Source organism: Paenibacillus glycanilyticus (assembly GCF_030161375.1).
In the GTDB taxonomy this organism is placed as follows: Bacteria; Bacillota; Bacilli; order Paenibacillales; family Paenibacillaceae; genus Pristimantibacillus; species Pristimantibacillus glycanilyticus_B.
This window is the reverse complement of record NZ_BSSQ01000023.1, coordinates 1-21,695: the sequence shown is the minus strand read 5'-3', so window position 1 is coordinate 21,695 and position 21,695 is coordinate 1. Positions and strand designations below refer to the sequence as shown.

The 21,695-nt window shown below is 49.3% G+C and carries 23 protein-coding genes; all 23 read right to left on the bottom strand.

The genetic code is table 11. The features are described from left to right. Positions 1 to 10: 10 nt before the first annotated feature. Positions 11 to 799, bottom strand: coding sequence for an acetylglutamate kinase (gene argB, locus QQK89_RS26205; RefSeq protein WP_284241707.1), 789 nt, complete (start codon positions 797 to 799; stop codon positions 11 to 13). Between the two features lie 28 nt (positions 800 to 827). After that, a complete protein-coding gene (gene argJ, locus QQK89_RS26200) occupies positions 828 to 2,069 on the bottom strand; it encodes a bifunctional ornithine acetyltransferase/N-acetylglutamate synthase (RefSeq protein ID WP_284241706.1) in 1,242 nt (413 codons plus the stop codon). A gap of 86 nt (positions 2,070 to 2,155) precedes the next feature. Beyond that, positions 2,156 to 3,205, bottom strand: a complete 1,050-nt coding sequence (gene argC, locus QQK89_RS26195; RefSeq protein WP_284241704.1) for an N-acetyl-gamma-glutamyl-phosphate reductase — start codon at positions 3,203 to 3,205, stop codon at positions 2,156 to 2,158. A 174-nt stretch (positions 3,206 to 3,379) separates the two neighbouring features. After that, the gene (locus QQK89_RS26190; protein ID WP_434481776.1) at positions 3,380 to 4,282 is read right to left on the bottom strand and encodes a YitT family protein; all 903 of its coding nucleotides are present in this window, start codon (positions 4,280 to 4,282) and stop codon (positions 3,380 to 3,382) included. 129 nt (positions 4,283 to 4,411) lie between these two features. Then, positions 4,412 to 5,522 (bottom strand): peptide chain release factor 2 gene (gene prfB, locus QQK89_RS26185; protein WP_284241703.1). Its coding sequence is split into 2 segments (ribosomal slippage): positions 4,412 to 5,449 and positions 5,451 to 5,522, totalling 1,110 coding nucleotides; the frame shifts between segments, so codons are not numbered across the junction. Between the two features lie 146 nt (positions 5,523 to 5,668). Then, on the bottom strand, positions 5,669 to 8,176 hold the full coding sequence (gene secA, locus QQK89_RS26180; RefSeq protein ID WP_284241702.1) for a preprotein translocase subunit SecA: 2,508 nt from the start codon (positions 8,174 to 8,176) through the stop codon (positions 5,669 to 5,671). A 195-nt stretch (positions 8,177 to 8,371) separates the two neighbouring features. Beyond that, positions 8,372 to 8,920, bottom strand: coding sequence for a ribosome hibernation-promoting factor, HPF/YfiA family (gene hpf, locus QQK89_RS26175; RefSeq protein ID WP_284241701.1), 549 nt, complete (start codon positions 8,918 to 8,920; stop codon positions 8,372 to 8,374). 253 nt (positions 8,921 to 9,173) lie between these two features. After that, the gene (locus tag QQK89_RS26170) at positions 9,174 to 9,371 is read right to left on the bottom strand and encodes a cold-shock protein (protein ID WP_015847290.1); all 198 of its coding nucleotides are present in this window, start codon (positions 9,369 to 9,371) and stop codon (positions 9,174 to 9,176) included. Positions 9,372 to 9,512: 141 nt separating this feature from the next. After that, positions 9,513 to 9,851: a hypothetical protein gene (locus QQK89_RS26165; RefSeq protein ID WP_284241699.1), complete on the bottom strand. Its 339-nt coding sequence runs from the start codon at positions 9,849 to 9,851 to the stop codon at positions 9,513 to 9,515. After that, positions 9,811 to 10,236 carry a flagellar export chaperone FliS gene (gene fliS, locus QQK89_RS26160; protein WP_284241698.1) on the bottom strand — a complete coding sequence of 142 codons (426 nt, stop codon included), beginning with the start codon at positions 10,234 to 10,236 and terminating at the stop codon, positions 9,811 to 9,813. The genes QQK89_RS26165 and fliS overlap by 41 nt, the downstream gene beginning before the upstream one ends. A gap of 12 nt (positions 10,237 to 10,248) precedes the next feature. After that, positions 10,249 to 12,027 carry a flagellar filament capping protein FliD gene (fliD, locus tag QQK89_RS26155; protein ID WP_284241697.1) on the bottom strand — a complete coding sequence of 593 codons (1,779 nt, stop codon included), beginning with the start codon at positions 12,025 to 12,027 and terminating at the stop codon, positions 10,249 to 10,251. 18 nt (positions 12,028 to 12,045) lie between these two features. Further along, a complete protein-coding gene (locus QQK89_RS26150) occupies positions 12,046 to 12,471 on the bottom strand; it encodes a flagellar protein FlaG (protein WP_284241696.1) in 426 nt (141 codons plus the stop codon). A 142-nt stretch (positions 12,472 to 12,613) separates the two neighbouring features. Beyond that, the gene (locus QQK89_RS26145) at positions 12,614 to 13,858 is read right to left on the bottom strand and encodes a flagellin (RefSeq protein WP_284241694.1); all 1,245 of its coding nucleotides are present in this window, start codon (positions 13,856 to 13,858) and stop codon (positions 12,614 to 12,616) included. Between the two features lie 171 nt (positions 13,859 to 14,029). Then, positions 14,030 to 14,254, bottom strand: a complete 225-nt coding sequence (gene csrA, locus QQK89_RS26140; RefSeq protein ID WP_284241693.1) for a carbon storage regulator CsrA — start codon at positions 14,252 to 14,254, stop codon at positions 14,030 to 14,032. An 11-nt stretch (positions 14,255 to 14,265) separates the two neighbouring features. Next, positions 14,266 to 14,646, bottom strand: coding sequence for a flagellar assembly protein FliW (fliW, locus tag QQK89_RS26135; protein WP_284241692.1), 381 nt, complete (start codon positions 14,644 to 14,646; stop codon positions 14,266 to 14,268). 114 nt (positions 14,647 to 14,760) lie between these two features. Next, positions 14,761 to 15,330 carry a DUF6470 family protein gene (locus QQK89_RS26130; RefSeq protein WP_284241691.1) on the bottom strand — a complete coding sequence of 190 codons (570 nt, stop codon included), beginning with the start codon at positions 15,328 to 15,330 and terminating at the stop codon, positions 14,761 to 14,763. Between the two features lie 10 nt (positions 15,331 to 15,340). After that, positions 15,341 to 16,300, bottom strand: a complete 960-nt coding sequence (gene flgL, locus QQK89_RS26125) for a flagellar hook-associated protein FlgL (protein WP_284241690.1) — start codon at positions 16,298 to 16,300, stop codon at positions 15,341 to 15,343. A 30-nt stretch (positions 16,301 to 16,330) separates the two neighbouring features. Continuing rightward, positions 16,331 to 17,887 (bottom strand): flagellar hook-associated protein FlgK, encoded by a 1,557-nt coding sequence (gene flgK / locus QQK89_RS26120; RefSeq protein WP_284241689.1) that lies wholly within the window; start codon positions 17,885 to 17,887, stop codon positions 16,331 to 16,333. 21 nt (positions 17,888 to 17,908) lie between these two features. Next, entirely contained in the window at positions 17,909 to 18,412 is a 504-nt protein-coding gene (locus QQK89_RS26115; RefSeq protein ID WP_284241688.1) for a flagellar protein FlgN, read from the bottom strand. Continuing rightward, positions 18,413 to 18,685 (bottom strand): flagellar biosynthesis anti-sigma factor FlgM, encoded by a 273-nt coding sequence (flgM, locus tag QQK89_RS26110; RefSeq protein ID WP_284241687.1) that lies wholly within the window; start codon positions 18,683 to 18,685, stop codon positions 18,413 to 18,415. It abuts the gene before it with no gap. A 114-nt stretch (positions 18,686 to 18,799) separates the two neighbouring features. Continuing rightward, positions 18,800 to 19,210: a TIGR03826 family flagellar region protein gene (locus tag QQK89_RS26105; protein ID WP_284241730.1), complete on the bottom strand. Its 411-nt coding sequence runs from the start codon at positions 19,208 to 19,210 to the stop codon at positions 18,800 to 18,802. 102 nt (positions 19,211 to 19,312) lie between these two features. Next, entirely contained in the window at positions 19,313 to 19,894 is a 582-nt protein-coding gene (locus tag QQK89_RS26100) for a ComF family protein (RefSeq protein WP_284241685.1), read from the bottom strand. Between the two features lie 359 nt (positions 19,895 to 20,253). After that, positions 20,254 to 21,695: DEAD/DEAH box helicase (locus QQK89_RS26095; RefSeq protein WP_284241683.1), on the bottom strand; the 1,442-nt coding region annotated here is incomplete at its 5' end.

Sequence of the window (21,695 nt, the reverse complement as noted above, 5' to 3'; positions counted from 1 at the left end):
CCACCTTTCTCTATTCCTGTACGATCCTTGTGCCTACGCCGCCTTCGCGTACGGCTTTGCTCAGAACGCCCGGCGTTTCGCCGCTAACAATAACCACTTCGCGCACGCGCCCTTGGATGCACTGCACCGCTGCGCGCACCTTCGGGATCATGCCGCCATAAATCTCGCCGCTTGCGATCATCTCTTCGATCTCGGCTACCGTTACGGAAGGAAGCACCCGCTTCTCGCCTTCAACCGTGCGCATAATGCCCGGCACGTCGGTTACCACGATCATCTGTTCAACGCCCAGATGGGAAGCAACGGCGCCAGCGGCCGTATCCGCATTGATGTTGTAGCGTTGGCCGCTCGCATCAATTCCGATAGGCGCAATAACCGGCATATATCCCATTGCCATAACGCCTTCGATCACTTCCGCATTCACGTCCGTTACATCGCCGACAAAACCAATCTCCGCGCTGTTTGCCACCGGCTTCGCCTGAATCAGCAAGCCGTCTACGCCGGAGAGGCCAAGTGCTTTGGCGCCGTTAGTCTGGATTTTACGAACAATCTCTTTATTGATTCGGCCCGCAAGCACCATCTCGACCACATCGAGTACGGCGTCATTCGTCTTGCGGAGTCCGTTTACGAATTCTGTCTCAATGCCAAGCTTCGTCAGCGTCTCGGAGATCGCCGGACCGCCGCCATGGACGATAACCGGATGAACACCGGACTGCTGCAGCTCGCGCAACTCGCCGAAGAAGGAATCGGGAAGCGCCGCCAGCGTGCTGCCGCCGCATTTCATTACAAAACGTTGTGCCATTCTTAATCCGCTCTCCTCTGCCCTAGCGTTACGTACGGTATGCCGCGTTAATGCGGACATAATCGTAAGTCAGGTCACAGCCCCAAGCCGTTGCCGTGCCATTGTCCATATGCAGGTCGACGCGGATCACAACCGTATCGCCCTTCAAATATTCCAGCGCCGCGTCTTCGTCAAAAGCAACCGGACGGGAAGCTTCCAGCGTCACGATATCGCCGATTCGAACGTCTACCGTATCCGGGTTAACCGGCTGGCCCGCACGTCCCACGGCCGCAATAATCCGGCCCCAGTTCGCATCGGCGCCAAATACCGCCGATTTCACAAGGGAGGAGCCGATAACCGTCTTCGCAATAGCGTTAGCCGCTTCGTCGTTTACTGCCCCGTGCACTTGCACTTCTACCAGCTTCGTCGCGCCTTCGCCGTCACGGGCGATCGCTTTCGCCAGCACTTCGCATACATGGCGGAGGCCTGCGGAGAATGCAGTCCAGCCTTCATGCTGCGGCGTCAGCTCGCTGTTGCCAGCAAGGCCGCTTGCCATTGCAACCAGCATGTCATTGGTGCTTGTATCGCCATCCACCGTAATCATGTTAAACGTATAGTTCGTCGCTTCGCGAAGCAGCGATTGAAGCGCCTCGCTACCGATAGCCGCATCCGTTGTCACAAAGCCAAGCATTGTCGCCATGTTGGGATGAATCATGCCGGAGCCTTTTGCCGCGCCGGCAATATGTACCGTCTGGCCGTCGATTTCAACCGATACGCATACCATTTTTTGAACAAGGTCCGTGGTCAGGATCGCTTGGCAGAAGCCGTCTGCCGCATCATTGCCAGCTTCAAGCTGTGCCGGAAGCGCATCGATGCCCGCGCGTACTTTATCCATCTTCAGGTTCTCGCCGATTACGCCCGTCGAAGCGACCGCAACCTGATCTGCGGACACGCCAATAGACTCCGCAAACCGCGAACGCATCTCGTAGGCATCGTCTTCGCCTTGCTTGCCCGTTACCGCGTTCGCATTACCGCTGTTAACGATTACCGCACGCAGGAAACCGTCCGAATCAATGCTCTCGCGCGTAACCTTGATAGGTGCCGCTTGGAACACGTTTGTCGTATATACGCCAGCCGCGGCAGCAGGCACTTCGCATACAATTGCGCCAAGATCATGGCGGGTTGTTTTCTTAAGGCCGCAGTGGAGTCCACCGGCTTTGAATCCTTTAGGAGTTGTAATCGATCCGTCCGATACGACCGAATACAGCGCTTTAGCTTGCACCTGTCCCATTTCCCCTCGTATCCCCTTTACCTCGTATGAATAAATGCTCTATTTTGAAATGAATTAATATAATGAATTTTCAATTCCTGTTTAAATCAAGGATATGCCGGTACAAACTGCAGGCCAAGGCCTTCTTCCCAGCCCATCATCAGGTTCATGTTCTGAATCGCTTGCCCCGATGCGCCTTTGACCAGGTTATCGATGACCGACACGATCGTAATGCGGCCTGTTCTTGCATCATAATTAAAGCCAAGATCGCAATAGTTGGAGCCCCAAACTTCCTTCGTCATCGGCAGAACGCCTTCTTTGCGTACACGGACGAATTGGCGGCCTTCATAAAATTGCTTGTAAAGCTCGATGAAATCAGCGGTGTTATGCTCGCCTTTTACCGTAGCATACATCGTCGACAAGATGCCTCTAGTCATCGGCACGAGATGCGGCGTAAACGTCGTCACAACCTCTTGTCCCGCTGCTTCCGACAGCATCATTTCAATCTCCGGAATGTGCTGGTGTTCATTTGCTTTATAAGCTTTGAAGTTCTCGTTCAGCTCGGAGTAATGCGTGCCAAGGCTAGCGCCGCGGCCTGCACCGGATACGCCGGATTTCGCATCGATAATGATCGTCGCCGGATCAATCCAACCTGCCTTCACAGCAGGAATAAGTCCAAGCAGCGCGGACGTTACGTAACAACCCGGGTTAGAAATAAACGAAGCGCCTTCCGCTTTGTCACCGTTAATCTCAGGGAGAGCGTATACAGCTTGCTTCAGGTATTGCTCATCCGCCGGTGATTTTTTATACCACTTCTCGTATAAAGCCGTATCCTGCAGACGGTAGTCGCCGGACAAATCAATCACTTTCAGGCCAACATCAATCAGCTGCGGAGCAAGCTTTGCTGCCACGCCAGCCGGAGTTGCCGTGAAGACCAGATCAGCTTTTGCCTTAATAGCCTGCGGATCCACATCGTCAAGCAATGCCGTGTGAATGTCCGTCAGATGCGGGAACCAGTCTGCAATCGGCATTCCTGCGCTCGAGGAGGAAATAACCGATGTAATGTCCACCAATGGGTGGCTAGCCAACAAACGAATAAGCTCAATACCGCCATAGCCGGTAGAGCCGACGATCGCAACCTTTAGTTTCTCGCTCATGAACGTCTCTCCCTTAAAATAAGTTGAACCAGCAGACTACAGGTCTCCGGCTCAACCTATGTATATCATCTAAATCTATATTTTACATGAATCCAAAGCTCATGGAAATATACGTCGTTTCGTATTATTATACAGACGTATTCATATTAATACAACGTAAAATTTATGTACAATTTATTCCGATTTGAACCCTTGTCCAACCACCTCGGCCGTGTTGCTGATGATGACAAAAGCCCCTGGATCAACGGCCCGCACAAGCTGTTTCAGCTTCGCTACCTCCATCTGCCCAACGACCACCATTAGAACCTGGCGTTTCTCGTTCGTATAGCCGCCATGCGCATCAAGCTTGGTTGCTCCACGGTCGAGATCATGCAGAATAGCGTTCAACAGCAGATCGGCATGATCGCTAATAATAAAAGCAACCTTCGAGAGCGGGATGCCGCTTTGAATAATATCAATCGTTTTGCTCGTGACGAACAATCCGATCAAGGCGTACAGCGCTGCTTCCGGCGATACGATGATCCCCGATGCGGCAATGACGCAGCCGTCAAAGCAAGCTACCGCTAGTCCAAGCGGGATGCCTGTATAACGATGAAGGATCTGCGCCGCTAGATCGAGTCCTCCGGTAGAACCGCGTCCGCGGAATACGATCCCAAGCCCGATCCCAACGCCAATACCGCCATAGATGGCCGCGAGCAGCATATTGTCGGTTGGCGGCGACCAGTCTGCCGTAAGTAGAACGAACAAAGGAAGCACGATCGTGCCTAGCAACGTTTTGAGCGCGAACCGTTTGCCAAGTAGGAACAATCCTGCGAAGAAGAGCGGAATGTTAAGCGCCCACTGCGTGTAGGCAGGCGTAATGCCGAGCGTTTTTTGCACAAGGATGGATATGCCGGATACACCGCCGGAAGCGATCGCATTTGGTGCTAGAAATAAATTAAAGCTAAGCGCCACAACAAACGAACCGATAATCACCTGCACAAAGGTCCATACCACGTCCATAGACGTGGCTTTGCCGCCTACGGGACGCCGGCTGCGCTTCGAATTTTTCTTATTGTTGTTCATCATGCTGTCCATGGATCACCATGCCGCCTCTCATCTGTCTGTTCTGTAGGTATGCATGCCGCGTTTACGCACAAAAAAGAAGAGTTCCAACCTTATATAAGTGTTGGAGCTCTTCCCCAAAGCTATGCATATGAATGTTGATTAATCGTGGTGGATCTGGCTGCGCAGGTAACCGTCGATAAAAGCGTCCAAGTCGCCGTCCATAACGGCGCCAACGTTGCCCGTCTCCACCGATGTCCGGTGATCTTTCACCATGCTGTACGGATGGAATACGTACGAACGAATCTGGCTGCCCCATGCGATGTCCGACTGCTCGCCGCGAATCTCGGCAAGGTGCTTCTGCTGCTCTTCGATCTTCCGCTCATAAAGCTTCGAACGGAGCATGTTCATCGCGCGCTCGCGGTTCTGAATCTGAGAACGTTCCTGCTGGCAGGCTACGACAATTCCCGTTGGAATATGCGTAATCCGGATCGCGGATTCCGTCTTGTTGACGTGCTGGCCGCCGGCGCCGCTTGCGCGGTACGTGTCGACCTTCAGATCCAAGGAACGGATCTCCACTTCAATGTCTTCCGTAATTTCCGGCACAACGTCGCAAGACACGAAGGACGTATGTCTACGGCCGGACGAATCAAACGGCGAAATACGGACGAGACGGTGAACGCCTTTTTCCGCTTTCAGATAACCGTAAGCATTGTAGCCTTTGACCGAGATCGTTACGCTCTTAATGCCCGCTTCATCGCCGTCCTGGTAATCCAGTACTTCGACCTTGAAGCCGTGTTTCTCCGCCCAACGCGTGTACATCCGGTACAACATTTGGCCCCAGTCTTGCGACTCGGTACCGCCCGCGCCCGGATGAAGCTCGAGAATGGCGTTCAGCTTATCGTACGGCTGATTCAAGAGCAGCTGCAGCTCGAAGCTGCTAACCTTCTCGTTAAGGGATGCAATTCCGCCGACCACCTCAGCTTGCAGCGAATCATCGTTTTCTTCTTCTTCCGCCAACTCAATTAACGTCTGCAGATCTTCGCATTCCGCATTCAGCCGTTCATAATGCTCAACGACCGATTTGATCGCATTCAGCTCCGAAATAATGCCCTGCGCCTTATTATTATCGTCCCAGAAATCAGGTGCAGTCATTTTCTCTTCAAAGTTAGCGATATGCTCCAGCTTCAGATCTAAGTCAAAGAGACCCCCTGAGTTCTTGGAGCCGCTTCGCCACTTCACGCAAATCCTGTTTCACGTTTGTTTCTATCATCGCGTAGCTTCACCTCAAAATTAAGTATGCGCGGCCAGGCCACGGCAAATCCGTGCAGACCGCATAAAACGCGCCGTTCGCCCGCTAAGGGCTGACCGGCGCGTTAACCGTGTATGTTACCTTATGCAAAATGGCCTTGCCGGGTGTTATTTGCCCATCCCGTGGCACATTTTGTACTTCTTGCCGCTGCCGCATGGGCAAAGATCGTTGCGTCCCGTACGCTCTTCGCGTTTAGCAGGGCGTTTCTCCGCTTCCGCAGGGCTGTTCGTCGTTGTTTGGCCTTGTGCGACTTCTTGACGCTCCAAGTTGCTCTCTACTCGTGCCTTCATGATGTATCTTGCGACTTCTTCTTGGATGCTGTAGATCATTTCCTTGAACATCTCGAAGCCCTCGAACTGATACTCGCGAAGCGGATCCGTACCGCCGTATGCACGGAGGTGGATACCTTGGCGGAGCTGGTCCATCGCATCGATGTGATCCATCCATTTGCTGTCTACCGCGCGCAATACGACAACCTTCTCGAATTCACGCATCGTTTCGGCGCCAAGCTCAGCTTCGCGCTCATCGTAGTAAGCCACGACTTTATCCTTGATGAACTCGATCATGTCTTCCTTCTCTTTGCCCCACAGATCGTCTTTCGACAAGGAATCTTCAGGGAGAAGGTTCGAGTTCATGAATTCCGTAATTTCCTGCAGATCCCACTCTTCCGGAATATCGCCTTCCGTATGAGCTTCGACCACGTGCTGGATAACCGGTACGATCATCTCCATAACAATCTCGCGGATGTTGTCGGAGAACAGTACATCACGGCGCTGCTTGTAGATAACCTCACGCTGTTGGTTCATTACATCGTCATATTGCAGGACGACTTTACGGGTATCGAAGTTGCTGCCCTCAACGCGCTTCTGAGCGGACTCAACGGCACGCGTAATGAGGCGGCTTTCGATCGGTTGATCTTCTTCCAGACCGAGACGGTCCATCATACCCATAATGTTCTCGGCGCCAAAGCGGCGCATCAGCTCATCCTCAAGAGAGAGGTAGAACTGCGAGGAACCCGGGTCGCCTTGACGGCCGGCACGACCGCGCAGCTGGTTATCGATCCGGCGGCTCTCATGGCGCTCCGTACCGATAATATGCAGACCGCCCAGATCCGCAACACCTTCGCCGAGCAAAATGTCCGTACCGCGTCCCGCCATGTTCGTCGCGATCGTAACCGAACCGGCTTGACCCGCGCGGGAGATAATTTCCGCTTCTTCCGCATGGAACTTCGCGTTCAGGACTTTATGCGCAACGCCGCGTTTCTTCAGCATCTCGGACAATAGCTCCGAGTTCTCGATGGAGATCGTGCCTACGAGAACCGGCTGGTTCTTGCTGTGGCTCTCCACGATTTGCTCAACAACCGCTTTGAATTTGCCCTTCTCGGACTTGTACACCACGTCTTGCATATCTTTACGGATCAAAGAACGGTTTGTCGGAATTTGAATAACTTCGAGACCGTAGATCCGTTTGAACTCTTCTTCTTCCGTCTTCGCCGTACCGGTCATTCCGGACAGCTTGCGGTACATACGGAAGTAGTTCTGGAACGTGATCGTAGCAAGCGTCATGCTCTCGTTCTGAACCTTCAACTGCTCTTTCGCCTCGATCGCTTGATGCAAGCCGTCGCTATAACGGCGGCCAGCCATCAGACGGCCCGTGAATTCGTCAACGATAACCACTTCGTCTTCATTAACTACGTAATCCACGTCGCGTCTCATGATGACATGCGCTTTAAGCGCTTGTTGCACATGGTGGTTCAGCGTTACGTTCGCGTGATCGAATAAGTTTTCGATGCTGAACGCTTTCTCCGCTTTCTCAACGCCTGCTTCCGTCAGCGTAACGTTGCGAAGCTTAATATCAACCGTGTAGTCCTCTTGTTCTTTCAAGCGGCTCACAAAACGGTCTGCGGCAAAATACAGCTCCGTCGACTTCTGTGCTTGTCCAGAGATGATCAGCGGTGTACGCGCTTCGTCGACCAGAATGGAGTCCACTTCGTCTATGATTGCATAATAAAGCGGGCGTTGAACCATTTGCTCTTTGTAGAGCACCATGTTATCGCGCAAATAGTCAAAGCCGAACTCATTATTAGTTCCGTAAGTAATGTCGCATGCATAAGCTTCTTGCTTCTCTTCATGCGTCAGGCCATGCAAGTTACAGCCAACCGTCAATCCAAGGAAGTTATACAGTTCGGACATGATCTGGCTATCGCGGGATGCCAGGTAATCATTGACCGTAATGACGTGAACGCCTTTGCCTTGCAGCGCGTTCAAGTACGTTGGAAGGGTCGCCACGAGCGTTTTACCTTCACCGGTTCTCATCTCTGCGATCTTGCCTTCGTGAAGCACCATACCGCCCATCAGCTGTACGTCGAAATGGCGCATGCCAAGCGTACGCTTCGACGCTTCGCGCACAACCGCAAATGCTTCCGGCAGGATCGAATCAATGTCTTCGCCTTTCTCAAGACGAGCCTTGAATTCTTCCGTTTTATTACGCAGCTCTTCGTCCGACAACGGAGAGATCTTGGACTCCAGTCCGTTAATTTCTTCTACCGTACGCGTGAGACGCTTGACCTCGCGCTCGTTCGCATCACCGAATATTTTTTTCACTAGTCCGAGCATGGTCTTCCCCTTTCGTTAATACGCCTGTTTGCCTTAAATTGTAACAGTTTGTAGAGACGCCCGCAACGCATCGCGTTCATTTCCAGCAATAAGCATGTATACTTTCACATAAAAGGCCTTTTCCCTGTTCAGAGAAAAGGCCTTCGTTGGCATCGTTAATGTATGATTGTAGTAAAAATGGCTGTTTTCAGTATGTTAGACTTGCTCGATTAGACCATATTTCCCGTCGCTTCGTTTATAAACAACATTCACTTCCTTGTTATCAATATTGGAAAATACGAAGAAATTATGTCCAACCATGTTCATTTGCAAAATCGCTTCTTCCACGTCCATCGGCTTCAGCAAGAACTGCTTCGTCCGAACGACTTCCAGCTCCTCTTCCTCGTCCAATACGGACACGGCCGTCTGGCTCATGCTTTCCTTGAACAGAGTCTTGACGCCGCTCTCATGCCTGAACTTGCGGTTCAGCTTCGTCTTGTGCTTGCGGATCTGACGTTCCAGTTTGTCCACCACGACATCGATGGAGGAGTACATATCCTCGCTTTTGTCTTCCGCCCTGAGCATGACGCCCACTAGCGGGATGGTTACTTCAACCGCGTGTTGTCCTTTCGTTACGGACAAGGTTACGGTTGTTTCGGAGGTTGGTGCTTCAAAATACTTTTCCAATCGACTAATCTTCTTCACAGCATACTCTCGTAAAGCTTCTGTCACTTGAAAACGATGACCTCGAATGATGTATTTCATGGGGCATTCCTCCTTTACGTATTCTTATTATAACATATGCGGATGCCTAATTCAAAATAGTTTTTTATTTATTATGAATTTTCAGATAATATAATCGGCCGATCGATATAAAATCTGTTTCTTCATTAATATGTACCCTGCAGGGAATAAATGAAACCTATATAAAAAATGAAAAGCCCCGGTTTCCCGGAGCTTAGAATAGGCACTTGTCAATCGAACCATATAATGTGGCTGAATGAGTCAGCCTGAATGATTACAGTTTGACTACGTTTGCAGCTTGTGGACCGCGAGCGCCTTCTACGATGTCGAATTCAACCGCTTGGCCTTCTTCGAGTGTTTTGAAGCCTTCAGCTTGGATTGCGGAGAAATGAACGAATACGTCGCCGCCTTGTTCAGTCTCGATAAATCCGTAACCCTTCTCTGCGTTAAACCATTTAACTTTACCTTGCATACATAAACAGTCCCTTCATCTTCAAATACTGTGAGGCGTCTAAGTTATGTTATGGCCCACAAGTCGAATATACCATCACTGACACACTATTGTCAATATTTCCTTGTAAGCGAATACATTATTTTTTTACGCCCTAAAAGTCTACCTTCTTGCGTCAAAAAAGAGGCTATCTCCGCCGCCGTATGCCGAGTCATAACGGGCCTGGGAACGGCGTCCCTGCTGGATTTTCTCCCATTGTTGCTTCGCTTCGTCCCGCAAAGTTACCATTCTAGCAACGATGACGGACTCTATGGAAATTAACCGGTCGGCCTCCTGGCGGAGCACGGCCATTTGCTCCGCCGGGACGACCAGCTGCTCCAGCTCCCGGAACAGTTCTTCTCGCTGCTGCATGTAGTTGTCGATCTGTTCCAGATCGGCGTTGTCCAACCGCTCAACCAAATTAGACGACAGTTGAATGAGTCGCTGTAAAAGAGCTTCCATTAGCTTGTCCCGCCATTTGATTGACTTGTTTGGCCGCTTCCACCCAGGTTGCCTTCAGGTCGAGGAGGTGCCCAAGCACTTCTTCGGCCGGTTCGGTTTCTTTACGGGTATTGGCTTCAATCAGTCTTTGTTTGAAGTATTCGTAGAGCAGCAGCAAGCTCTCGGATACCGGGTTCGAGCGATCGAGCGTAATGATGAACTCACTAATAATGTCCTGTGTCTTCATGAGACTCGTATGCGCATCCGCATTCCGTTGCTCATTAATTGCCTCAATGCCCTGGCGGCAGAAACGAATCGCGCCGTCATAAAGCATGATAAGCAAAGCAGCCGGGTTAGCGGTCTGAACCGATGTCTGCATGTATGGGTTGCGCGGTTGGTATTGCATGGGTTTAGCCTCCTAGGAACCAAGCAGCGAAGCCAAGCTTGAGCTGCGCGAGTTCATTTGACTGATGTATTTCTCCATTGCAGTGAACTGATTGTAATAGCGTGTCTCCATATCGTCGAGACGAGTTTGGAGAGCTGAAATTTGCTTGTCATATTCGAGCGATTCTTTGCCTAATACATACGTATTTTTTACGGATGTACTTTTACCCGCTTTATCAACAATTTGATTAAAAATATCAGTTGCTTGATTATAAAGCCGTGTTGCAATACCATCTCCAGCAGAAGACTTACTATCCTTATCATCTGCGTTAAACAAAGCCATTACTTCATCCGGCTTCTCCGAAATCATTTGTTTTAGTTTTGTTTCGTCAATGTACAACTTACCTTTATCCAAGTAGCTACCGCTGACTGTACCCCCACTTATTAGCGAGCTCGAAATTCCGATATCGGACAAGCTCTTTAATTGTCCGGTTGCCAAGCCGCTAACTGAGGAAGATAGAGCTTGTCTCATTGAATATAGGCTGCTTGTTAGTACCGAATCGTTAGCAAGCATGCCACTTTTAGCTTTATCTTCCCATTGTTTAATCTGATCGTCCGTCATTTCTTTCTTCTGAGCGTCTGTCAGTGGAGTATAATCGCGATACTTCTCTTCAGATAACTCCGAGTTAATTGAGCTAATCAGATCATTGTACTTATCGACGAAGGATTTAATCTTGTCGAATACAGAGTCAACGTCCTGCGTAACGCCAATATTTGTTACATCGGATCCTTCAGCCTTCGCCGTAATATTAAGACCAGCGATTGTGAAGGTATTTGAATCATATTCACCGGCTACGCCATTAAACAACACCTTTGCATTTTGACCCTGTTTGTATATAGAAGGCGCTGCATCAACAGGCGCAGCAGCATCCAATCCCAATGCACCTAGTACACCAACGTCAGAACCTGTAGTGAAATCAATTGTTTTACTTTTATCCGGATTATCAATAACCAGGTTGCCAGTGGAGTTCAAAGACAAAGAAACACCTGTGTTCTTAAGCGAATCATTCATCTTTGAAACCAGATCTCCAACAGTTGAAGTAGCGGAAAGGTCTACCTTGTACTCTTGACCACCAATTTTCATAGAGAATGTTTTGCCTGCAAAGGAAGTTAATGAAGTATCCGTTGCCAGTTGCACACTCCCTGTTGTAGTAGCAGCCGTTGTGCTAGTAGTCAGACCTAGAATCGTTCCTACATCCGCACCTCTCAGATCGATGTCTGAAGCCGCACCTGTTTTAGAAGTAGAGAAGAACATCGTCTTTAAAGTAGAATCATAAGCTACTTTTACACCCGTTTTCAAAGACTCCATGTTAATCTTATCAGCAAGATTCTGGTAGGTATCTGAACTCTTAACCTCAATATTAACGCCATTTAGGGTAATAGTTGTATCCTTGCCAACTGTTGATCCCGATAAAGTACCGCTCTTCAATGTTGCCGCTTTGGCCAACTGATCAACTTGCAAGGTATACGATCCTTCGATCGCAACAGCTGTACCAGTTACAGTAGCGACATTTGTATTAGAGGAAGAAGTCGTTTTCGTCAAGTAACCGGATTGCAGCTTCATATCAAATGCAGTATTTTTGAAATCCAGGATCTTGTTGTTAATCGCCCGATAATCGTCCTGCTTCCACTGATTAATCTGTTTCTTCTGATTGAGCTTATCTAATGGCACACGTTGGGCATCCATTAATTGCTTTATCATGCTCTCATAATCCATACCCGATGCTAATCCGGTTACACGTAAAGTACTCACTTTAATCCCTCCTGATTATTACCTTTTCTCGTCTACAATTAAGCCTGCCATTTCCCAAAGTTTTGCGATAAAGTCCAGAGATTTCTCCGGTGGGATCTCTCTTAATACTTCCCCCGTTTCTTTATCCTTCACTTTTACTGCGACAAGGTGAGTTTGTTTGTGCACATCAAACTGCAGTTCTGTTGGTCTGCCTCGCATTGCCTTAACAGCTTGCTCGATATTCTTAAATAATTGCTGTTCTCCAACGCTAATCTTTTCTCCCTGTAACTCAGCCACCTTTACATCTGCAAAGCTGGTGTAATTACGAGTTCCTGGATTAACTGCTTCCATCTGTACCGAGGATTCCGCATACGCTTCTTTACTTGGTGTGTTTTTAGGTGCTTCTGATGCTGGAATTCGTTCCGATGGAAAATTCGAACCTGAGATAGAAAGATTTGAACTCATACGAATTTTCCTCCTGCCAGATTAATGTTACCTATTATATCGGCAAAATAAATTACGAATATTATAGGCACCTCACATGTAAACCCTATAAAAAAGAGACCTTAGTTGCCTAAGGTCTCTTTTTATTCCGTTATGATAAAGATTAACGGAGAAGTTGAAGTACGCCTTGCGGCTGTTGGTTAGCTTGAGCAAGCATTGCTTGAGCAGCTTGTGCAAGGATCGAGTTCTTCGTTTGCTCCATCATTTCTTTCGCCATATCAACGTCACGGATACGGGATTCAGCAGCAGTCAGGTTCTCGGAAGACGTGTTCAGGTTAGTGATCGTGTGCTCCAAGCGGTTTTGAACTGCACCTAGCTTCGAACGTTCAGCCGAAACTTGGTTAATTGCTTTATCAATGGATGTAATGCTGCCGGACGCAGAAGCTCTAGTCGAGATGTCCGAACCATTGATAGTGAATTTATTACCAGAAGCAAGGGCTGCTGTCTGTCCGATGTCAGCAGCTGCAACATTCGTTGTTGTTCCATCTGGATTATTAATTGTAATATTACCAGCAGCAAATGTTCCAGCAATTTGGCCATCTTTCAGTACATTAGTACCAGCAATTTCATAATTGCCAGCTGCTAATTTTGCACCGTTAGCGGTCAATTGTTGTTTCAATTCAGCTTTACCGCCACTGATTTGAATAACTGCTTTGTCAGCTACGTCGTTAGTAAAGTCAATAGCTGTATTACCAGCTGCATCTTTCACAACGCCAGCAGCAGCAATCGTTCCAACCGTATTACCGTCTGCGTCCAGAAGGTTTGTTCCGCTTACAGTATAAGTACCATCTTTAAGAGTGTTAGCAGTAACCGCAACTCCAGATTCCAAAGTGGAAGTGCCAGTCAGTCCCAATGCAGCAGAATCAAGTTTGCCAATAGACAAATTCAAAGTTTGGCTTTCGTTAGCACCGATTTGGAACGTACCTTTGAAACCGCCATTCAGAAGTTTTTGTGTATTGAACTCTGTTGTAGTGGAAATACGATCAATTTCTTGAACCAATTGATTCGTTTCCTCTTGCAGGTTTTTGCGATCTTCAACAGTGTTTGTGTCGGAAGAAGATTGAACTGCAAGTTCACGCATACGTTGCAGAATGCTGTGAGTTTCGTTCAATGCGCCCTCAGCAGTTTGAATCAACGAGATAGCGTCTTGCGAGTTTTTGGAAGCCATGTCCAGACCGCGGATTTGACCGCGCATTTTTTCGGAAATTGCCAAACCAGCTGCATCGTCACCTGCACGGTTGATACGAAGACCGGAAGACAGTTTTTCCATCGATTTGGATTGAGCGCTAGAAGCGTTGTTCAGCGAGCTCAGAGTGTTAAGAGCTGCAATGTTGTGATTAATACGCATTTGTTATTTCCTCCCTGAATGTCTGTTAGTTCCGCATCCTTGCGGAAGCTTACGGTGAAAGGGTCGGCCGCCCCTCCCCCGCGCTTATTATTTATATCGACAGCATTCGTGGAATTTTATAGAGGAAAAACAAAAATTTCTATTTTTTTTATTGGTCAGAACGATTTTGTTTCAACGTTTCAACAACCGAACAACATCATTTAGATCCAGTAAACTACTCACTGCATCCCGATTGGAAGCTTGAATGTTCATATACAATTCTTTCCTGAATATTTCAATATCCTTGGGAGCGCGAATACCCAGCTTTACCGTCTCGCCCTCGACACCAAGCACGATAATCTCAATATTGCCGCCAATCATAATCGATTCGTCAGTCTTACGGGATAATACGAGCATAACGCTCCTCCTTAGGCTTGATATAGCGGCGCTCTTGAGCTATAAACATTGTCATGAATAATATGCTGCTTGCCCGTATTCGTCGCTGTATTCAAGACGATTGGCGCCAACAAATTAATCGTTGATTTATTTGAATCTTTATTTAATGTAATGACGGACCAGATTTCAACATCTTGCTCGCCCCGAAGCTTCAACTCTTGTACGACGGAATCCGGCAAATCCCATTCATAGTCCTTATAAAAGTAAAAGGGGCTGGCAATAAGAAACGTTATATTCTCATCCTCAACGGATTGCATCAGTCTTACGGGCATTCCCCCATCAACTTCAGACAATACAAATTGACGCAGATGCTCAAAACCAGGTATTCCGTTATCGAACTGGTAGGTAGTCAATCGAATCCCCTCTTCACTTCAGTATAAAAAGAAAACTACAGGCCTCGTATATGCAAATATACATAAGCGCCTATAGTTATTAAACCTAATTCTATGAAACTTGTAAAACCTCTATTATAAAACAGTATCAATACTTGGTGGTGTAATCTGTACGGAGCCATACTGGCGCATATAAATTTCTGCCTTACCAGGCGTGTATTCATGAATTGGACGGTTTGGCGTAACACGCAAATCTACACCGCCTTGTTCTACAGAAATTTGCACTTGGCCCGGTGTGTAACTAACATCCACGTTATCAATGGATGCAGGTCCTGCTACAGGCAGTTCTGGCCCTTCTTTACGCCAGTTTTTCGCCATCTCGGGTATTGGATTGCTTTTTGCATGTGCAATATCACCAAGTTGTCGCCCTTCCTGCATACGTCTAGAAATCCCTTGTAATGCAATTTCCTTTGCCTGAGAATAGATTCGGCTCATAACTTCAAGATTGTTCGCAAGTCCAAGTCCATCCCATGCTCTCTCTTGATTGATTTCAAGAACGCCCATTGGCTGCTGGATAGAAAGCGTCGCAGGAATCTGGCGCATATCCATGGTTGCTTGAGGTTGTTCAATTCGTTGTTCAGCCGGTCTTACTTGAATGCCAATCAAAGCTTGTTGCTGATGAATTTGAATCTGTCCTATGCTCATCGAACCAACCCTATCTGAGGAAGTCTACGAGACTTGGCTGAATAATTTTTGCCCCTGCTGATAAAGAGGCTTGATACACGTTTTCTAATGTTGTCATATTTGTAATAGCCTGAGCCATGTCAACATCTTCTACTTTTTGTTGCATCGACTGAAGATTGGTATCTACATCGGAAAGTCTACCTTGGATAATTTCCACACGATTAACACGTGCACCTATTTGTGCCCTTGCAGTTAGCATAGAATCCATACGTGTATCAATCTGGCCGAGCAAACCGCTTAATCCTGTTTGATCACCTGAACCTAACATGTCGTAAGCACGCTGCATAAGTTGGAACAAATTATCACTACTAGTATCGTTGGGATCGGTCACCGGTTCACCAAACACTTCATTACCAGTCATGTTCACTTCCATAGTCATACCTGGAGATAATTCATAATTAATGCTTCCGTTGTCTGTCTGGTTGCTGGATGCTTTTGTTTGTGGTGGCACCGCGAGTGGATCAATTGCTTGATCCAAACCAATAGCGGAATATGGCTTAACGCCTGTCTGTTCACCATTAAACATTTGCTTTCCGTTGAATTGGCCATTACCAATCTCGACCATCTGGTTATAGAGCTGTGATACTTCTGTCTTAATAGCGTCTAGGCTCGTTTGCTCTAATGTACCGTTTGCACCTTTTACAATCAGCTCGCGGAACCGTTGAACGATGTCGGTTGCTTGTCCGATTGTCGTATCCATGTACTCTAGGGAAGACATAGCTGCATCGGCATTGTCGGTATACTGGTCATTGGATGAAATCTCGCCGCGATAGCGCAAAGCGAAAGTGATACCTACCGGGTCATCGGAAGGTTTGTTGATTGCTTTGCCCGTGGAGAGCTGATTTTGCAGCTTGTTCATACCGTTTAAGTTGTGATTGATGTTGCTGAGCATTTGGGAAGACATCATTGTCTGCGTTACGCGCAATGCCATGTGGCTGCACCTCCGGCTTGATCTAATAGATTACAGGCCGACGCGGCCCATGCTGTTGATGATGCGGTCTAATGTTTCGTCGATTACGGTCATTACACGTGCCGACGCGTTATAAGCGTGTTGGAATTTCACGAGATCGGACATTTCTTCGTCGAGGGATACACCGCTGACCGACATACGGCGGGAGTCTACTTGGTCAACGATGGCTTGCTGGTTAGTCTGCAAACGTTGCAATTCCTTCGATTGAACGCCTAATTGTCCGACGACAGCCCGGAAAAATCCGCCGATCGTATTTTTGTCCGAAGCATCAAAAGCGAACTTCGTATCCCGTGCTTGCGACATGAGAACGGCCATCGAATTGTTCCCCGAAACAACCGTCTCTGTACCATCGGCGTTCATGGTCACTTTCATCGAAGTTGCAAGCAAAGTAGGATCTGCCGCAATCTTCGGATTGAGCTGGATGTTGGCAGCCGTCAAGTTATCCGTATTGCCATTTGCATCGGTGAAGAGCGGCTCGCCTTGCTCGCCATTCATCGTGTAGCCGAGCTGATGCAAACCGTTAAGGCCTTGCACCGTAACGCTCAAATCTTCCGTTAATGTACGATTAGCCCCTGTATAGGTCACACCGTTCAATACCGTACCTTCCGGAAGAACGGAACCTTTCGGAATCGTCACTTGAATATCGCCGTTGGCGATCGTGTTAGCCATTTGATCCAATTGGTCCATGTAGCCTTGCACGTATTTGTCGCGGGATTGAAGGGTCCCGTAAATGGCGCCGTTATTCAAATCCCCGTTTGTCATCGCGGTTTCCATATCGCTAAGCGTCAAATCTTTTGACCCGTCTGCGGATTTACCTGCAACTAGCGTCATATTGCCCATGGTTATGGTGTAACCGTCAGATAAATCAGACACCTTGATGTTGGCAAGTCCGGACAATTCGTCGACAAGAGCATCGCGTTGGTCACGAAGGTCATTGGCATCGTCGCCGATTCCTTCGATACGCTGAATTTGTCCATTCAAGTTCGCAATAGTGCTCGCTATCGACTTCAGATTATCGAGGTTAATTTGCGCATTTTCCGTCAAGTCGGATTTTAAGTCAGTGAGTTGCTTCGAGGTATAGTTAAAAGCGTCCATCATAGCCTTCGTCTGCTCAACCAGTACGGCGCGTCCGTCGGAGCTTTCCGGCGTCTTGCTTAGGTCCGACCAACTGTTCCAGAAGTTCGAGATTACGGTCTGCAAACCCGTGTCGCTAGGTTCGTTAACGATGGTCTCGAGTTTATCGAGCGTATCGGACTGAACCGTATAGTTTCCAAGCCATTTGTACTCGCTGTAAAACTGGTTGTCGAGGAACTTGTCCCTTACGCGCGTAATGGAAGTAGCCTCAACGCCCGTACCCAATTGGCCGGCTGCCGTGGAATGCGTAAAGCCATAAGCCTCGATCGGACGAGCTGCCGAAAAGTTAACCCGCTGACGGGAGTAGCCGGCCGTATTTGCGTTCGAAATGTTATGGCCGGTAGTGTTAAGCGCCGTCTGCGTCGTGAAAATACTGCGTTTGGCCGTCTCCAGACCATGAAATGTGGATGTCATCGCAATTTGTCCTCTCTCTTCCTAAGTCTTGAGATTGTAACGACTAGCACGCTGCACATTCATGCCTTGCACGGCGCGGTGATAGGTAACCTCGTCTTCCGGGGCACCAAGCAGCAGATCCTGCGTAAATTGCAGGTAATCCAGATTCATCCGAACCAGCTGCTGATTGAACGTATTTACGTCTTGAAGCTCTTTAATCGCAGCGGACAGCTGCCGCCACATGTGCTGAAGCTCCAGCTTTTGCTCCGCATGGTATACCATCTGAATCAGCTTCTCCATTTTCAGGGAACGCATATTGCGAAGCCCCTGCTCCACCGTAAATCTTCCGACCTGGAGCAGACGGGTTTGTTCCAGCTCCACGATGCGCTGCACGCTTTTCTTCTCGCGGCTCGTAATAAGCGATACCGCTTCCACATTCTCCGCGCGAATGGCTTGCGTCTTCTCGTTGGCATGCTGGATCAGTTCCTTGTGGGCACCCAGCAGTTCTTGTAAAGTAAGCAATATCTGACGGATATGCTCGTTCATCTATTCATCACCCTTCAAGTACGGGAGCAGCTTGTCTGCGAGTTTGCCGGCGTCAACCTTGTATGTACCGGCGGAAATGGATTGCTTCAGTTCTTCTAGGCGCTTCTGGCGCTCCGGACTGTTCGTTTGGCTGGTCGAGAGCATTTCCTTGGCCTCCGCGGAAATCTGTACGCTATCCTTCTGCTTCTTCTTATTCGCAGCGTCAACCCGTTGCTCCATCTGCTTCTGGTAGTAGTTATATGCGCCGATCCGATTCGTTTCATTTATCTTCATGGATAATCACCCCTTTAGTTTGCAAATAGAAAAAAACCGATAACCTTGTAACAGTATTATCGGTTCGGCTAGTTTGAAAATGAATAGGCCAAGTTATGGGTCAAAAGATTAATTTTACCGGTTTTTATACTGGTCCAAACCTTTGTAAGAAATCTTCTCCGGCGCGCGAAGAGCCGCGTTGCGAGCGTCATCTTCATTCATATGCTGCGTATCTTTCAGCAGGCGGGCACGGCATGTGCCGCAGATGTTGTTTTCACGAATCAGCGTACCACAAACTTCGCACGGATACATTAAATTCGGGGCGTTCAGGAGCGAAATCCGGCCCTCTTTGATAAACTTCGTAATCTGCTTGATCGAAACGCCCGTCTCATCATGCAGCTCGGTTATAATAGCACCTTTATTCTTGCGCAGGTAATTGGAGCATAATTCGTATTCATTATCAATTTCCCGGATACACGCAGGACAAACGTCTCGAAAGTTTTTGGCATAAAGCTTACCGCACCGAGGACAATTATCTACATTCATCATCGATTCCCCATTCCAGCAATCAAAAAGTAGTTAGGGTTATTTTAACGGAAAATGGGATTTTTCGCACTAGTAATCTTGTAAAGGCTTTATAAGCCATTGCTAGGATCTTGCCCAAGTTAGCGCGTAGATGGCGAGCGGAGCTTGGCTCTGTTGGTGCAGAGCGGTTGAACAGGCTTGAATTGTACTGCCCGTTGTGTAGATATCGTCAATGAGCAGAAGGCGAATGGGACGGCCTTGTGCTGGTGTCTGTAACAAGGACAATAGATCCGGCTTTGCTTGAAATAACCGCCTTGTATCCTTCATTCGTTCCGAGCGGGACTTGAAACTTTGTTTCTCGGTATGCCGTTCCCGGAACAACAGATCAAATATCGGAATGTGATTCTGCTTGGCCAAAATAGCCGCAAACCGCTCCGCCTGGTTAAATCCGCGTTCTTCCGCCCGCTCCGCGCTAACCGGTACGAAGGCGATGGCATCCCATACAGATGCTGGAGTAACGATGCTAGCCGTAGTAGCCGGCGAATTCGACGCGGTTCGGGAGGCGGCCTCCTTAGTAATGGCGGCAAAGGCAGGGAACATCATTTGGGCAAGCAGCGGCTCTAGCTTCTCGTTCCCGCGGTATTTGTATTGGGCGAGCCACTCTCTCATCTCGCTGCTGTATTGAACGGCGCTTCGGTTCGCCATAAACTTGGCATCCGTCCACCGGATACAATCCGGGCAAGGGATTCCCCTTCCGCATTTGCCACATTGGATCGGCGTGAGCCATGGTATGGCGGCAAAGCAGGAGGAGCAGACGGAACGGGGAAACGTTGGCGGTAAATAGGAAAGGTAAGCTTTTTGCGCTTGCCCTTCGGAAGATTGAGGTGGGAGTGACTGTGAATTTTTTAAGCTTTTTCCGCAAAAAGGGCATTCTCTCGCGTTAGGGTTTAAAAATTGTATCGTGTGGCGCAGCTCCCCGGAGCGCTTTAGGAGTTGCTTAATGAATGGTCGCATGTGGCTCGGCACCTCCTTTTGAAGGGTTATAAAATCATGCGGCGATCGATTTATCGCCTCATCCATCGGTCCCACCATGGGGCGTGGTTCACCTCTGGCAGCAGGTATCCCCTCGCGCGGGCAATTCGGTTCATCCCGCGAATTTGGCGCACAGCGGAGAGTTGGGACCTGGTGCGCTCTCTCCCGCAAAAATAAACAAAACCGTTAGGATCTTCGCCCGAACGTCCCGCCCTCCCCGCCATCTGTACAAGCGATGCTTCGTCGAACAACCGTCCGTCTACATCAAGAATATAAACATCGCTTCGCGGTATGGTTACTCCCCGCTCCAAGATTGTTGTGGTAACAAGGACCCGAATATCGCTGCTGCGGAACCGGCTTACTTTGTCGGCCCGAAGCGGATCTTGGGATGAGGTGCCTTCTACCGCAGGTTGCTTGAGTACCGTGCCCAGGAGTTTGGCCATTGGCTCAACCTGCGAAATGCGCTGAACAAAAATAAATAGTTGAGCGCCTCTGTTAAGGGAGTGGTTGAGAGCCGCCAGCAATAGTTTGGGTATTTTTTTGCTTTGAAGAAGTTTGGCGACGGGCGGCGTTCGCAGCAGCTTCGGTACAGGCAGCGGATGCCGATGATACCGTACCGGTACTCTTGCATGAGGCAGCTGCCCGCTCCGGGCTTTGCGCTGAAGGTCGATTGGAGGCGTTGCGGACAGGAGCAGCTTGGGCGCATGCGGCGCGCGGCTATTGTCGGCGGCATAATGCAGAATCGGATCGCCGTGGTAAGGAAAAGCATCAAGTTCGTCAATGATAACGAGGTCAAAAGCTTCCGAAAACCGCATCAGCTGATGCGTCGTAGCAAGGGTGATATCTCCCGCTTCCCAGCGTTGCTCGCTTCCTCCATACAAAGTAACGACACTCGCGCTCGGAAAAGCTCTCCGGATCCGAGGATCCAGCTCAATCACGACATCCCGCCGCGGCGTGGCGATCAGCGCCCTCCCCCCGCGCTGCAAGATAGATTCGACTAGCGGGAATATCATCTCCGTCTTGCCGGCGCCGGTGACGGCCCAGAGGAGGAATTGTTTCTGGGGCTGGTTGGGATGGTTAGGCGCTTCGATGAACCGAAGCGCTTCTGTTGTGGCGGCAGCTTGCGCGGGGCTTAGCTGCCACTTATGTAATGCGGCCGGGTTGGTCGTGCCGGCCGCTATTGGCGGTGTTGGCATGCCAAGCACCAGCAGCTCGCATTCGCGGCTGCGCCCCATGGTGAGGCATGCCGAGCAATAGGCGCACATGCGCCCGCACGCAGCGCAAGCCGTGCGGTGCATGTGCGCTTCGCCGCTGCCGCATCGCCTGCAGCGGCACTCGCGCCGCCGCCGGGTGCTCTCGGCGGCGACAGCGCCCGTGAGGCGCAGCCAGCCTAGCAGCTGCGCCAATTGCAAGGCGCCGCCCATGTCGGCGGCGGCGCCCAGCAGGGCGTGCGCTTCGCTGCGAAGCAGCGCAC